Origin of the sequence: Butyrivibrio sp. NC2007 (genome assembly GCF_000421405.1) — a bacterium.
Classification (GTDB): Bacteria; Bacillota; Clostridia; order Lachnospirales; family Lachnospiraceae; genus Butyrivibrio.
On sequence record NZ_ATWY01000011.1, the window covers coordinates 91,173 to 106,628 of the forward strand.

Below are 15,456 nucleotides of genomic sequence, written 5' to 3' on the forward strand. Positions count from 1 at the left end.
GAATACGCGCTTAATTCATTAATTCGCTATGACTGTAAATGCCGACGCGGGAGCCGACAGATCTACAGGAATGTGAAAGTAAGTATTGTCGTCACCAAATACTTTGAAATATACATAACGGCTTGTCACATTAATGCTGTTGACAACGCCTTCGAAGAGAACAACTTTATTGCCACCGTCCAGATCGCATCTGCGAAGAGAAGGATTCATGGCATTTGAATAGGAATAGTAAATATGATTGTTATCAATAGTGAAACAATCGCATCTGTCTGAAGTAACCAGCTGCTGCTCGCCGTTTGTGAGATTGGTTCTCCAGAGGCTGTAGTTGGAGGTTCCGTTGAGGTAATAAAGGTATCCGTCCTTGACTACAGGGAAGAAATAAAAACCACTTATAACAGGAGTGGTAATATCGCCGTCCTTTGTATGGAGAGCGTGAATATCATGATCATTGTTAACGCCGGTGTAATAGATAATACCGTTGTCATAACACATAGGAGAGATGAGCTCATCCGCCACCAGAGTGTTGTCTTTCTTGTTGCACTTGATCTTGTGAAGAGTTCCGCCATTGGCATCCTTGATCTGATAGTAGAGGTATTCTCCGCAGAGCTGGGTCTCGCCACAGAAATCTCTGACGAGGCAAACCTGATCGCGGCCGGAAGTCTTGCATCTGTAGATACCGTACTGTTTGGAAGCTGCGCCAAGACCTGTGACCTTGGAGGATTTGCTGGTGGAATCCATATAGAAATAAAGATATCCGTTAGCACCGCTGATATATTTGCAGCCCATGCTTGTAAGGCGCTTGGGCTTGGACTCATCAACATTCATGGAATAAAGGCATCCATCGTCATATGCATTTGAAAAATATACTTTGCCGTCCATTTCAAAAAACAGACCGCCGTTTTGCATGTTGCCGGGAATATTACCTGAATCGGTAGGACTCATAGGGACATGTTTATCAATGAAATAGAGAGTAAGAGCACCGGTTATGACCAGAAGCATCAGTATGAAAAACAGTGCAAATTTCTTATTCATTCTTTTCCCTCCGCTTTTTATTATATAGCGAGTGTCTTCTTGCTATCAAGAAGTAATTTGTTATATCATTAATCATGTAAAATAATGGAAAAAGTACGTGGAGGAGCAGACACTTGGATTTAAAGGACCTGAGAAAACAGATTGATGAGATAGATTCTTCTTTAGTTGAGCTATATGAAAAGAGGATGGAAGTCTCTTCTGCAATTGCGGATTACAAGATAGAAAACGGCAAAAAAGTCTATGACAGGGAGAGGGAGCTTGAGAAGATAAAGACCGTAAAGAGCCTTACCCATTCTGAGTTTAACAGTATCGGGGTGGAAGAGCTCTTTTCCCAGATAATGTCTATGTCAAGAAAGCTTCAGTATCAGAAGCTCTCTGAAAAAGGCGCATCGCTGAGACTTCCCTTTATTCAGATAGATTCTCTTTTGGATTCTGCCAGGAGAGTCTGCTACCAGGGGGCAGAGGGAGCCTATTCTGAAGAAGCAACCATCAGATTCTTCGGAGAGGGTGTAAACAGTTTTCACGTGGATACCTTCAGAGATGCCTTCGGAGCACTGGAGGATGGAAGCGCAGACTACGCGGTTCTTCCCATAGAGAATTCCACAGCGGGCATTGTCAGTGAAGTATACGACCTTCTGACTGAGTATGAGAATTACATTGTAGGAGAGCAGATAATTGACATAAAGCACTGTCTTTTAGGCATTCCCGGTGCAAAGCTTGAGGACATACAGACTGTTTATTCTCATCCACAGTCACTTATGCAGTCATCAAGATTCCTTGCAGAGCACAGTGATATCAAACAGATAAGCATGAAGAATAACGCCTTTGCAGCAAGGAAGGTCTCTGAGGATAAAGACAAGACCCAGGCGGCCATAGCAAGTAAGAGGGCCGGAGAGATTTATGGTCTTGAAATTATAAAAGAGGCTATAAATCAGGCGGAGTCCAATTCCACTAGATTTATAGTTGTTACCAATCAAAAGGTATTCCTTAAGGGGGCAGGCAAGATCAGCCTGTGCCTTGAGATTCCTCATGAGGCAGGATCTTTGTACCACATCATGTCTCACTTTATCTACAACGGCCTTAACATGACCAAGATAGAGTCAAGGCCAATTGAGGACAGAAACTGGGAGTACAGATTCTTTATCGACTTCGACGGAAATCTAGAGGACAGTTCTGTTAAGAACGCTTTAAGAGGCCTTAGAGAAGAAGCAAAGATGATGAAGATTCTTGGAAATTACTAATTAGCGTTTTAAGGAGCGAATATGACCGGTGAAGTTTTTGCAGCAATTGATGTTGGCTCATATGAAATGGCAATGAAGATCTTTGAGCTCTCCGACAAGAACGGAGTAAGGGAGCTTGATCACGTAAGACATCGCATGGATCTTGGAACAGAAACTTATGCCAAGGGAAGTATCAGCAGTAGCCATGTTGATGAGCTGATAAGGATTCTCTCTGAGTTTCGCCAGAAAATGAAGGAGTACGGGGCAACTCACTACAAGGCCTACGGAACCAGCGCCATCAGAGAGACCAGAGATATCGTGATCCTTCAGGAGCTCATCAGGCAGAGGACCCATCTGCATATCGATGTACTGAGTAACTCTGAACAGAGATTTCTTGATTATAAGTCCATCGCTCTTAAGAATGAACAGTTCCAGGAGGTTATCAAAAAACCTACTGCGATCATCGATATTGGCGGCGGAAGTATTCAGATATCGCTGTTTGAGAAGGATGCTCTTATCGCAACCCAGAACCTTAAGACCGGTGTATTAAGACTTAATGCTGTCATGCAGACAGTGCATGCCACAAGAAGAGAGTATCCCGAACTTATTTCTGAACTTGTAAATTCTCAGCTCGCTGTCTTTTCCAAGATGTATTTAAAAGACAGAAGAGTTGAAAACCTGATAATTATCGACGACTATGTATCACCTGTACTCAGAAAGTTTAAGAGTGAAGGCAAGGTCATAGGTTATGCGTCTAATGAGGAGTACAGACAGGTACTTGAGAATGCAGCGGATATCAACGCAAGGCAGGTAGCCAAGAAACTCGATATCCCTGAAGAGAACGTATCTCTCCTGTATGTTTCCGCTATCCTTATAAAGTGCATCATGGATATCACCAATGCCGAGAACCTATGGGCTCCGGGCGTTACTTTATGTGATGGCATCGCCTATGAATACGCTGAGAAAAAGAACTTTATCAAGTCGCCCCACGATTTTGAACATGATATCATTTCCTGCGCTCAGAACATCTCCAAGAGATATATGGGAAGTAAGTCAAGAAGAGAGACTCTGCAGCAGATTGCGCTGGCGATATTTGACAACACCAAGAAGTTCCACGGACTTGGAAAAAGAGAGCGCCTTCTTTTGCAGGTTGCAACAATGCTCCATGACTGTGGCAAATACATCAGTATGGTCAACCTCGGAGACTGCTCCTACAACATCATCATGTCTACGGAGATCATAGGTCTTTCTCACAAGGAGAGGACCATTGTGGCCAACGTTGTAAGGTACAATCACGAAGAATTCGACTACTTCGGCAGTAAGAGTCCTTATCTCGAGGGCCTTTCACAGGAGGAATACCTTGTGGTTGCCAAGCTCACGGCAATCCTTCGTGTTGCCAACGGCCTTGACAGAACACACAAGCAGAAGTTCAAGGACATTAAGGTCAGCATAAAAGACAAACAGCTTATCATCAACATTGATACAAGGGCGGACATCACGCTGGAGAAGGGCCTGTTCACCAACAGAGCGGCCTTCTTTGAAGAAGTATTTGGCATAATGCCGGTCATCAAACAAAAGAAAATGATGTGAGGAATAGCAAATGGCAAAAGACAAGTCATCCATCAATTTTGAAGATCCAAAACTGTATATAAACAGAGAGCTCAGCTGGCTGCAATTTAATGCAAGAGTTCTTTCTGAGGCCGAGGATACATCCAATCCGCTTTTTGAGAGAATTAAGTTCCTTTCTATCTCTGCCAGCAACCTTGATGAGTTTTTTATGGTCAGGGTAGCTTCATTAAAAGACATGATCAACGCCGGTTACAAAAAGCCTGATATAGCCGGAATGACTGCAAGAGAACAGCTTGAGAAGGTCTTGGAGCAGGTTCACAGCTTTGTGGATAAGCAATATGACATCTACAACACTCAGCTTAAGCCTCTTTTGCTGGAAAAGGGACTTGAGGTAGTGGGAGATAAGGACCTTACTTCCAGGGAGACTGAGTTTGTCGACAGATACTTCGATGAATATGTGTACCCGGTTCTTACACCGATGGCAGTGGATTCTTCAAGACCGTTCCCACTTATCAGGAACAAGTCTTTAAATATCGCAGCTCTTCTTAAAAAGAAGGAGAAAAGCGATGAGATTGACTTTGCAACGGTTCAGGTTCCTGACGTGCTTCCAAGAATCATTGAGATTCCTGAGGGAGATGACAGTGACAAGCCAAGGAAGGTCATTCTTCTTGAGAAGATTATTCTTCGCAACATGCACAAGCTCTTTTTAAACTATGATGTTATCACCTGCTCAGCTTACAGAGTCGGAAGAAATGCCGACCTTTCTATCGATGAGGACGAGGCGGAAGATCTTTTAAAAGAGATCGAGAAGCAGATCAAGCGTCGTCAGTGGGGTCAGGCCATCAGACTTGAAGTTGAAAAGGGTATAGATAAAAAGCTTCTTAAAAAGATAACTTCAGAACTTGAAGTGGAAGATAACGAGATTTACAGCATCGAAGGCCCGATCGACCTGACCTTCCTTATGAAGATGTACAAGCTCGAGGGCTTTGATGATCTCAAGGAACACAGCTATTATCCTCCTCAGAGCGTTCCGGAATTTGAAACGGGAGAGAACATCTTTGATGTGATCTCAAAGGGCGATATCCTTATGCATCATCCATATCAGACCTTTGAGAATGTGGTTAAGTTTGTTGAGATGGCAGCTGTGGATCCGGATGTTCTTGCCATCAAGCAGACGCTTTACAGAGTCAGCGGTAATTCTCCCATTATTGCAGCCCTTGCAAAGGCTGCCGATAACGGCAAGCAGGTAACGGTTTTAGTTGAGCTAAAGGCAAGGTTCGATGAAGAGAACAACATCGTCTGGGCCAAGATGCTTGAGAAAGCCGGATGCCATGTAATATATGGTCTTGTTGGACTTAAGACTCACTGTAAGATAACTCTTGTTGTAAGACGTGAAGAGGATGGTATAAAGAGATACGTCCACCTTGGAACCGGTAACTACAACGACTCGACAGCCAAGCAGTACACTGACGTTGGTCTCTTTACCTGTGCTCCGGCATTTGGTGAGGATGCAACGGCTGTATTTAACATGCTCTCCGGTTATAGCGAGCCACTTGGATGGAACAGGCTTGCCATCGCGCCTCTCTGGCTCAAGGACAGGATCATTGATCTCATTAAGAGAGAAGAAGAGCATGCACGTATGGGCGAGAGGGCAAGGATAGTTGCCAAGATGAATGCCATCTGCCACAAAGACGTCATTGCAGAGCTTTACAGAGCCAGCAGCGTAGGTGTTAAGGTTGATCTCATAGTAAGAGGTATATGCTGTCTTAGAGCAGGCGTAGAGGGAGTGAGCGAGAATATCACCGTCAGATCCATAGTCGGAAACTTCCTTGAGCACAGCAGGATATTCTACTTTGAAAACGGCGGAAGTCCTGAGATGTATGCATCTAGTGCTGACTGGATGCCCAGAAACCTTGAGCGAAGGGTTGAGATTCTTTTCCCTGTAGAGGATCCGGGACTTAAGGAGAAACTCTGGCATATTCTTGATGTTGAACTTAAGGACACAGAGAAGGCTCACATCATGAACAGCAAGGGTGTATATGAGAAGATGTCAGAAAGGAAACTTGAGGGCACAGAGAGAGTCAACTCTCAGATGGTATTTGGAAAAGAAGCTGTGGAGGCGGTTGAAAGGCATGATCCCGGCAGTAGCAGAGTCTTTATACCGGAGATGAATCCAAAAGCATAATAAACAGATAGGGGAATTTATAACAATGAGATATATACTGGCTTCCGGATCGCCAAGAAGAAAGGAACTTCTTTCGAAAATCATACCGGAATTTGAGATAATCCCTGCAGTTTCAGAAGAGGTAATGACCAAAGAGCTTCCGTCTGAGATTGTTGAGGAACTCTCTTTTCAGAAGGCCGAAGAAATATTTAACAAAACTTTTACGAATGAAGAGGACACACTTGTTGTAATCGGCGCAGACACCGTTGTATCATATAATCATAAGATACTCGGTAAACCGTCAGACAGAAGCGATGCTTACAAAATGGTTGAAATGCTCTCGGGTAAGGCACACAGCGTTTATACCGGAGTCAGCGTCTTCTGGAATGAAAAAGGACTGTTAAAGAGCTTTACCTTTTCGGAGTGCACAGATGTGGATGTGGCATCAATGTCCGCTGATGAAATTCAGTGGTATGTTGACAGCGGCGAGTGCGATGACAAGGCAGGAGCCTATGGGATACAGGGGCTTTTTGCAAGGTTCATAACCGGTATCAAGGGTGATTATTACAATGTTATGGGACTTCCTGTGGCAAGGCTTTACAAAGAACTCAAAGAACATGGACTATTATGAGAGGTATGGAGGAAAAGTTTATGCATGAGTATGACGAAGCTGTAATCAGATGTTTTCTTGAAAACCAGGGGCAGCTGTTTCCTGAGGATGTAGCATCCAATGAGGAAGAGGCTGAAGCTTTTCTTGAAGACTGCATGGCTGTAGTTGTTGAAGGAGTTGAAGAGGTAGAAGAATACTTCGAGGAATCCGGCGTCGATACAGAGGGCGGTAATGTTCTTGATGCTGATGAGGTGTTTGATATCGGAGACGGAAGATACTTAATAGTTGAGGGATAAAATGGACAAAAAGATATTCTTTTTTGATCTGGATGGAACACTTCTTAATTCAGAAAAAAAGATTACTCCGAATACTTTAGATGCCCTGAAGAGATTCACTGATTCAGGGCATTATTTTTGTATAAATACAGGAAGGGCGATAGACAGCGCAAAAGCAGTTTACGATGGACTGGGACTTGATTTTAAAGGGAGCTTTCTGTGCGGATCAAATGGAACTGAGATATACAGCGTAGATGAACAGAAATACGTATATAAGACCGGAGTTCCGCTGGAGCTTGTGGAGAGCATCCTTGATCTTGCAGAGGAGTATGATATGCACTGTCATACCTACAATGAAGATCACATTGTATCAAGGCACGATAACGAGTGCATGCAGTACTACAGAAGGGTCATCAAGACTCCGCTTATCGTCACTGACGATGTAATGTCCTATTTGAAGCAGCCACCTTCAAAGATGATAGCAATTGAGCTTCATGACAGAGAAAAACAGGAGAGGTTTAGGCTGGCACTTCAGGAAATGGTAGGGGATAGGCTTACTCTTTTGTATTCAAATCCAAATTATATGGAGATATTCCCTTCCGAGGCCGGAAAGGGCAGTGCAGTCAAAAGACTCGCCGGTATCCTTGGGGTTGACGAAAAGAATACCTACGCAGCAGGTGATGAGCAGAATGATATCTCCATGATCGAGGCGGCCGGATGCGGAATCGCCATGATAAACGGAACGGACCTTGTAAAAGAGTCTGCTGATGTGGTGACAAGGTTTGACAATGACCACGACGGACTTGCTGAGTTTATTCTGGGTGCGATATAAATTTAGTGTTGTCTGCATCACTTTAATGTGCTAAACTAAACGAGGTTTTGTAAAAAAATGAAGAAAAGAGGATTTTGCCATGAATATAGTTTGTCTTGACCTTGAAGGAGTACTGGTACCTGAGATTTGGATTGCCTTTTCACAGGCCAGCGGAATACCGGAGCTTAAGAGAACAACCAGAGATGAGCCCGACTATGACAAGCTCATGAAATGGCGTATCGGAATTCTTAAGGAGCATGGCCTTGGACTTAAAGAGATCCAGGATACCATAAGAACCATAGATCCGCTTCCCGGAGCAAAAGAGTTTTTGGACGAGCTCAGAAGCCTTACCCAGGTTATCATCATAAGCGATACCTTCACTCAGTTTGCAACTCCTCTTATGGAGAAGCTGGGATGGCCCACTATTTTCTGCAACAGCCTTGAGGTTGCGGAAAGCGGAGAGATCACAGGCTTTAAGATGAGAATCGAGAATTCCAAACTCACAACCGTTAAGGCACTTCAGTCTATCGGTTATGATACTATAGCCAGCGGAGACAGCTACAACGATCTTGCTATGATCGAGGCCTCCAAGAGTGGATTTTTATTCAGGACTACAGATAAGATAAAAGAGGATTATCCTCATCTTCAGGCTTTTGAGGAATACAGCGATCTTCTTGCAGCAATAAAAAATGTTTTATAAAGTCTTAATACTATTTCAATTGTAATAGCGTGAATAATTATTTAAAATTAAATTAACTATTAACGTGCAGTAAGGAAAGAATTGAGGAACCGTATGTGGAATTACGGCTACGCAATCCATAGTTTATTCGTACTATTTATAATCTTGCTGTTTTATTTCTCGTTACCCAGGCTTTCGGTTAAAATCAATAGGACATTTTTGTATCTTTTGTGGGTTGAAAGTGCAGTTTTATTCTTTGATATCATTGCAAGCTGGGCCGACAGTAATATTTCAGAGGTGGGCTTATCGGTAGCTCATCTTTTGAATGCCTGCTACTTTGCATTCTTTTTCTGCAGAGCTCTTGCTTTTTTCGAATTTACTTCAATTGTATTTAAACGCAATTATGCTTCAAACAGGGCTGTTTTAGCCCTTGTTTGTGTGCCCTTTGGCGCGGGTTTTATGTTCAGCTTATTAAGCCCATGGACCGGACTTATCTATAACCTGGATGGAGGGCAGTATCACAACGGGCCATATTATTTCCTGCTGTATTATGTTTCATATTTCTATATAGCATTTTCTGTTTATGTCACACTTAAGTATAGAAATACTATCAGAAAAAGGCATTTTCTAACGATGCTGTTTTATAATGCCGTGCTTTTAGCCGGGATTATCTTCAGAAAAATCTTTCCATCATATCTGCTTATGGATAGTTTCTGTTTAATAGCGATAATTACTGCATATCTGGCATTCGGTAATCCGGAGTTTTATCTTGAGACGAGAGGAAAAATTTTCAACAGTAATGCCTTTAGGGATTATTTCGAAGAGAACAACGGAAAGTTAAAACATAAGATTTTGGGTATAGTTATCCATAATTATATGGAAATGAGAGACATTTATGGCGGAAGGCAGCTGGATCAGGGACTTACTCTGATAAGCCAGTATCTTTTAACTGCATTCCCTGAATATGATGCATTTTATTACAGAAACGGAAGATTCTTTTTGGTCAGCGATAAGGAAATGCCCCTGGAGAAGGCTGTAGAAATTATCAGAGAGAGGTTTAAGAATCCATGGGTATCTGAGAACCTGGAGATTTATTTGGAGGTTGCTTTTTGCGGAGCTCTCGTAAACGGAAAAGTTGCTTCATCCGATTTCCTTTTAAGTACACTTATGGATGCCATGGAGAAGGCTGATAAGGGCGACCTGAAAGAGACTGTAGTTGTAACCGAGAAGGAACTAAATGAATACGTAGATAAGGCTGCTCTCAAGAAGAACCTTGAGTATGCTGTAGAGCATGATAAGGTTGAAGTTTTCTTCCAGCCCTTTATAGAAGCAAAAAGCGGAAGGCTCGTCGGAGCAGAGGCACTGGCCAGGATAAGGGATGAAAAGGGCAATATCATTCCTCCCGGTTTATTTATCCCTGTGGCTGAGGCAAACGGCAGGATCAATGCTCTCGGAGAACAGATATTTGAGAAAGCATGTAAGTTTGCTTCAGATTACAATATGACAGATATTGGAATGAAGTGGGTGAGTGTCAATCTTTCTCCTGCTCAGTTCATAAAAAGAGATCTGGCGGAAAGATACGCTTCCATAGTTGAAAAGTATGGTGTTGATCCAGAGAAGATACACCTTGAGATCACCGAGGTTTCCCTGGCAGATGAGAGCATAATGAACAAACAGGTTCAGGCCATGATAGAGAAGGGATTTGAATTTGCCCTGGATGATTACGGAACGGGATCGTCAAATCTCTCCAGAATAAAGAGCTATCCCTTTGTTGATATTAAGATCGATATGAGTGTTGTATGGGACTATTGCAAAAAGCCTGACGAGATTCTTCCCAGCATGATATCGACTTTTAAACGCATGGGATTTAAGACCACATGTGAAGGAATAGAAGATGATAAAATGAGAAAGATAGTAACAGAGCTTGGAGCTGACTATCTTCAGGGATATTACTATTCCAAACCGATTCCCATGGATGAGTTTATAAAGAAATACAGCAGTTGCAATTTGCCGGGCAATCCCATATAATACGAACTGTTGCAAGCTAAAGTTTATTATATGAGGATTTATTAAATGATCAGTGCAAACAATGTAACCCTTAGAGTCGGTAAAAAGGCTCTTTTTGAAGATGTAAACATCAAATTCACAGAAGGTAACTGCTATGGCATCATCGGTGCCAACGGAGCAGGTAAATCTACATTTCTTAAGATCCTGTCAGGACAGATAGAGACCACCAATGGAGATATCGCTATAACTCCCGGTGAGCGTCTTTCTTTCCTTGAACAGGATCACTTTAAGTACGATGATAACGTTGTTCTTGACACCGTTATGGGTGGAAATGCCCGTCTTCTTGAGGTAATGAAGGAGAAGGATGCAATCTACGCCAAAGAGGATTTCTCCGATGAGGACGGAATAAGAGCAAGTGAGCTTGAGGCTGAATTTGCCGAGATGAACGGATGGGAAGCTGAGTCAGATGCCGAGAGTCTTCTTAACGGACTTGGTATTGAGACTGAGAACCACTACAAGCTTATGAAGGAGCTTGACGGTAATCAGAAGGTCAAGGTTCTTCTTGCGAGAGCTCTTTTCGGAAATCCCGATATCCTGCTTCTCGACGAGCCTACCAACCACCTGGATTTGGACGCTATTGCATGGCTTGAGGAGTTCCTCATCAATTATGAGAACATCGTTATTGTAGTATCCCACGACAGATACTTCCTTAATAAGGTATGTACATACATTGCTGATATCGATTACGGCAAGATCCAGCTCTATGCCGGTAACTATGACTTCTGGTATGAGTCTTCACAGCTCATGATCCGCCAGATGAAAGAAGCCAACAAGAAGAAGGAAGAGCAGATCAAGGAACTTAAAGAGTTCATTGCAAGATTCTCAGCTAATGCTTCCAAATCCAAGCAGGCTACTTCAAGAAAAAGAGCTCTTGAGAAGATCGAGCTTGATACCATCAAGCCTTCAAGCAGAAAATATCCTTACATTGATTTCAGACCTGATCGTGAGATCGGTAACGAAGTCCTCACTGTTGACGGAATCTCCAAGACCATTAACGGAGAGAAGGTTCTTGATAATATCTCATTCGTGGTTCAGCACGACGACAAGATCGCTTTTGTAGGCGGTAACGAGCTGGCTAAGACAACTCTTTTCCAAATCCTTATGGGAGAGATTGAGCCGGATGAGGGAACCTACAAGTGGGGCGTAACAACTTCACAGGCGTACTTCCCCAAGGATAATACAAAAGAGTTTGACAACGATTACAACATCACAGAGTGGCTTACAGGTTATTCTGAGATCAAGGATTCCACTTATGTAAGAGGCTTCCTTGGACGTATGCTCTTTGCGGGAGAGGACGGAATCAAGAAGGTTAAGGTTCTTTCCGGAGGAGAGAAGGTAAGATGTCTTCTTTCAAAGATGATGATCAGCGGTGCAAACTGCCTTATCTTCGATGAGCCTACAAACCACCTTGATATGGAGTCAATCTCCGCACTTAATGACGGAATGATAAAGTTCCCGGGCGTTGAACTTTTTGCCTGCAGAGACCACCAGGTTGTACAGACAACAGCCAACAGGATCATGGAGATCCTTCCGGACGGAACACTTGTGGATAAGAGATCCACATATGATGAGTACCTTGAAAATGATGAGATGGCCAGAAAGCGTACAGTTTATAACACTGTTGCCGATGAGGAAGAAGACGACTAATTACGTCTTTATATAAATAAGGTCAATATCTATATAGGAGGAGCAGTTATGCAGGAGTACAGTCCAGTAAAAGAGGGAAAAGTTCGTGAGATCTACGATATCGGTGAGAACCTTATCATGGTTGCTACCGACAGGATCTCAGCATTTGACGTGATCCTTAAGAACAAGGTCACAAAGAAGGGTGCAGTTCTTACACAGATGTCTAAGTTCTGGTTTGATCTGACAAAAGACATTGTAAAGAACCACATGATCAGTACAGATACGGCAGATATGCCTGAGTTTTTCAGATCACCTAAGTTTACAGGTAACAGTATGCTCTGTAAAAAGCTGACAATGCTTCCTATAGAGTGCATCGTAAGAGGATATATAACAGGTTCAGGCTGGAAGAGCTACGTTCAGGACGGAACAGTATGCGGAATCAAGCTCCCTGAGGGACTTAAGGAATGCGACAAGATCCCTGAACCCATCTACACACCAAGCACCAAGGCTGAGATCGGTGATCACGACGAGAATATCGATTTTGACCGCAGCGTAGAAGTTCTTGAGAGAGACTTCCCCGGACATGGCCTTGAGTATGCTACAAAGATAAGAGACTACACAATAGCTCTTTACAAGAAATGTGCAGAGTACGCCCTCACAAAGGGAATCATCATTGCAGACACCAAGTTTGAGTTTGGCCTTGATGAGAACGGAGAGGTAGTTATCGGTGATGAGATGCTCACACCCGACAGCTCACGTTTCTGGCCTGTAGAAGGATATGAGCCCGGTCATGACCAGCCTTCCTTCGACAAGCAGTTCGTACGTAACTACTTAAAGGCTAATCCTGAGTGCGACTACAACCTTCCTCAGGAAGTCATCGACAAGACCATCGACAAGTACCTTGAGGCTTACAGACTCCTCACAGGAAAAGAACTTGAGATCTGATTAAGAATATGAATAAAAAATACCGCTCGGACCATATACAGGTCCGGGCGGTTTATTTTTGCCATTATTTAATCATCTACATCAAAGTGTTCAAGGACATTCTTTTTAGCTTCAGGTCTTGAGTCGCCGTGTTTAACCATGAGCATTGTGAAGAATGCCAGGGTTGAGAAGATAAAGGCGTATGGGAACAGTGTCCTATAGGATACGTGTTCAAGAAGGAAGCCTGAAAGGATAGGTGTAAATACCTGAGCGGCCATTGAGAAGGTGTAGTAGGTCCCGGTGTACTTGCCGATGTCGCCTGATTTACTCATCTCAACAACCATAGGATAGCTGTTTACGTTGATGGCTGCCCAGCCGATTCCGATTATTGCGAAAAAGACATTGACGATTCCGTTATATACAGGCATCAGCGCTGCTACAAGATAGCATATACTCATGAGAACTACGCCAAAGAGTATTACTTTCTTTCGTCCTATCTTGCTGGAAACAATACCTACGGGAACATAGCTGATGATGGCTGCAACCATGGCAATCATCATGGTCATTGCGTAGCCATCACCGTTAAGGTGCCAGACTTCGCTGACATATCTGGTGTAAGCAGTGGTGACAGCGTTGTATGCCATGTACCAGAATGCAACCGATAATAATAGGAATACAAGGCTCTTAAATACGTCTTTTGGAAGAGCTTTACCTTTGTTTGCATTGTTCCCTTCTTCGTTTTCAAGCTCTTCACCAAGGGAGTGAAGTCCGCCTTCTTCCTGTATCTTTTTGGCTATGACAGGCTCTTTTACCGTAAGAAGAAGTACCAGGACTGCTATGCCCATGATCGCAAGTACGCCACACATGATAGGAGTGTAGTTGACTTCAGCAGCTGAAGTATTGCTGTCAATGAATACCATGGTAAGAACCAGAGTGAAAGCACCACCGAGAGCTCCCATGAGATTGATTATGGCATTAGCTGAGCTTCGAAGCGGAGCCGGTGTAAGGTCAGGCATAAGCGATACGGCAGGTGATCTGTATGTACCCATGGCTACGAGAAGAAGCAGAAGCACTATAATAAAGAAGATAAGGCTGCCGGAAGGCTTTGCTACCTGGATGAGCACGAAGTAAAGTACCATGGCAGATATGGTTCCGAATAAGATGTACGGAGTTCTTTTTCCGAGCTTTGTGTTTGTCTTGTCGGAGAGAGCTCCGAAAAGCGGAAGAAGAAACAGCGCAAGGACATTGTCCAGGGCCATTATAACGCCGGTAAGAGTCTCGCCCAGGCCAAAGTTGTATTTGAGTATCTTTGGAATCTCGTTGTCGTAGAACTGCCAGAAAGCTGTGATGGACAAAAATGCAAGTCCAATTAGAATGGTTCTCCTATAATTTAGTTTCATTTCCCCCAAAATCCCCCTTTTTGTATAGGATATGAATTAAGAATAGTGTAAAAATAAACTTTTTACAATCACTTCACAGAATTTTTTCCATTATAGGCACTATATTTCTTGCGTAATCAAGGAAGACAATGTAAAATAATTGGCGGACAAGTTATAAATTTATCAATTTCAGGAAGTGATTTGATGGTTACAATCAAGGTTTTATGCATAGTTCTGGCAGTTTTGGCAGTTCTTTACTTACTTATTATCATGCCAAGAATGACAAGGAGACCTGACAGAAAACCATACCTGAATGTCCTTTATGCTCACAGGGGACTTCATGATAACAATACCGATGCCCCGGAGAACACAATGGCTGCTTTTGGCAAGGCTGTTATGGCAGGATATGGAATAGAGTGCGATGTTCAGCTGACCAGGGATGGTGTTCCGGTAATTTTCCATGATTTCACACTGGCAAGAGTAGCAAGATACTCAGGCAGTGAGATACCGGAAGATGCAGTCAGAAACGAAGATGGCAGCATAGGCGTAGCCGGTAAGGTTATCGATTATACCTTTGAGGAACTTCAGAAGTTTCATATTCTAAATTCTGAAGAAAAGATACCGAGGTTTGAAGATTTTCTTAAGCTTGTAGACGGAAAGGTTCCGCTTATCATTGAGCTTAAGATCGAGCGAGGAGATTTGTCCGTATGTCCTAAGGTAGATACGCTTCTTAGAAACTACAAAGGTGTGTACTGTATTGAATCTTTTAATCCGTTGGGGATAATCTGGTACAGAAGACATCGCCCCGAGATTTTCAGGGGTCAGCTTTCAGATCAGTTCCACAGGGATAAGCCCGAGGAATTTAAAGGAGCACTGTATTTTATACTCACCAATCTGTTTTTCAATTTTTTGGCAAAACCGGATTTTATTGCGTTTAACCGCAAATATCCAAAGAGTCTTTCAATGCAGCTTTGCAGACATTTGTACAAATGTGTTACCGCTGCCTGGACTATCAAGGATCAGGAGCAGCTTGAAGCAGCTAAAGAGGACTTTGACATTTATATTTTTGACAGCTTTATACCATCATAAGGTAATTCCTG

13 protein-coding genes are annotated in these 15,456 nt (G+C 43.0%); 11 read left to right on the top strand and 2 right to left on the bottom strand.

The window, feature by feature from the left end; genetic code table 11:
• Nucleotides 1-18 precede the first annotated feature (18 nt).
• On the bottom strand, nt 19-1,032 hold the full coding sequence (locus G632_RS0110245) for a DUF5050 domain-containing protein (protein ID WP_022769034.1): 1,014 nt from the start codon (nt 1,030-1,032) through the stop codon (nt 19-21).
• Nucleotides 1,033-1,145: 113 nt separating this feature from the next.
• Here G632_RS0110245 and pheA point away from each other — a divergent pair, with 113 nt between their 5' ends.
• The 10 genes from pheA (at nt 1,146) to G632_RS0110295 (ending at nt 12,998) form a co-directional block, all read left to right on the top strand.
• A complete protein-coding gene (gene pheA / locus G632_RS0110250; RefSeq protein ID WP_022769035.1) occupies nt 1,146-2,273 on the top strand; it encodes a prephenate dehydratase in 1,128 nt (375 codons plus the stop codon).
• A gap of 21 nt (nt 2,274-2,294) precedes the next feature.
• Entirely contained in the window at nt 2,295-3,842 is a 1,548-nt protein-coding gene (locus tag G632_RS0110255) for a Ppx/GppA phosphatase family protein (RefSeq protein WP_022769036.1), read from the top strand.
• 10 nt (nt 3,843-3,852) lie between these two features.
• Nucleotides 3,853-6,006, top strand: coding sequence for an RNA degradosome polyphosphate kinase (locus G632_RS0110260; protein ID WP_022769038.1), 2,154 nt, complete (start codon nt 3,853-3,855; stop codon nt 6,004-6,006).
• A gap of 25 nt (nt 6,007-6,031) precedes the next feature.
• The gene (locus G632_RS0110265) at nt 6,032-6,616 is read left to right on the top strand and encodes a Maf family protein (protein WP_022769039.1); all 585 of its coding nucleotides are present in this window, start codon (nt 6,032-6,034) and stop codon (nt 6,614-6,616) included.
• A gap of 20 nt (nt 6,617-6,636) precedes the next feature.
• On the top strand, nt 6,637-6,891 hold the full coding sequence (locus G632_RS0110270) for a hypothetical protein (protein WP_022769040.1): 255 nt from the start codon (nt 6,637-6,639) through the stop codon (nt 6,889-6,891).
• A gap of 1 nt (nt 6,892) precedes the next feature.
• Nucleotides 6,893-7,702 (top strand): Cof-type HAD-IIB family hydrolase, encoded by an 810-nt coding sequence (locus G632_RS0110275; protein ID WP_022769042.1) that lies wholly within the window; start codon nt 6,893-6,895, stop codon nt 7,700-7,702.
• A 79-nt stretch (nt 7,703-7,781) separates the two neighbouring features.
• Entirely contained in the window at nt 7,782-8,381 is a 600-nt protein-coding gene (thrH, locus tag G632_RS0110280; RefSeq protein ID WP_022769043.1) for a bifunctional phosphoserine phosphatase/homoserine phosphotransferase ThrH, read from the top strand.
• A gap of 207 nt (nt 8,382-8,588) precedes the next feature.
• Nucleotides 8,589-10,388, top strand: coding sequence for an EAL domain-containing protein (locus G632_RS0110285; protein WP_196802287.1), 1,800 nt, complete (start codon nt 8,589-8,591; stop codon nt 10,386-10,388).
• A 45-nt stretch (nt 10,389-10,433) separates the two neighbouring features.
• Nucleotides 10,434-12,074: an ABC-F family ATP-binding cassette domain-containing protein gene (locus G632_RS0110290; protein WP_022769046.1), complete on the top strand. Its 1,641-nt coding sequence runs from the start codon at nt 10,434-10,436 to the stop codon at nt 12,072-12,074.
• Between the two features lie 48 nt (nt 12,075-12,122).
• Nucleotides 12,123-12,998 carry a phosphoribosylaminoimidazolesuccinocarboxamide synthase gene (locus G632_RS0110295; RefSeq protein WP_022769047.1) on the top strand — a complete coding sequence of 292 codons (876 nt, stop codon included), beginning with the start codon at nt 12,123-12,125 and terminating at the stop codon, nt 12,996-12,998.
• A 68-nt stretch (nt 12,999-13,066) separates the two neighbouring features.
• Here the strand turns inward: G632_RS0110295 and G632_RS0110300 are convergent, their stop codons facing one another.
• Nucleotides 13,067-14,377, bottom strand: coding sequence for an MFS transporter (locus tag G632_RS0110300; protein ID WP_022769048.1), 1,311 nt, complete (start codon nt 14,375-14,377; stop codon nt 13,067-13,069).
• Nucleotides 14,378-14,560: 183 nt separating this feature from the next.
• Here G632_RS0110300 and G632_RS0110305 point away from each other — a divergent pair, with 183 nt between their 5' ends.
• Entirely contained in the window at nt 14,561-15,445 is an 885-nt protein-coding gene (locus G632_RS0110305) for a glycerophosphodiester phosphodiesterase family protein (protein WP_022769049.1), read from the top strand.
• The last annotated feature ends 11 nt before the right edge of the window (nt 15,446-15,456 follow it).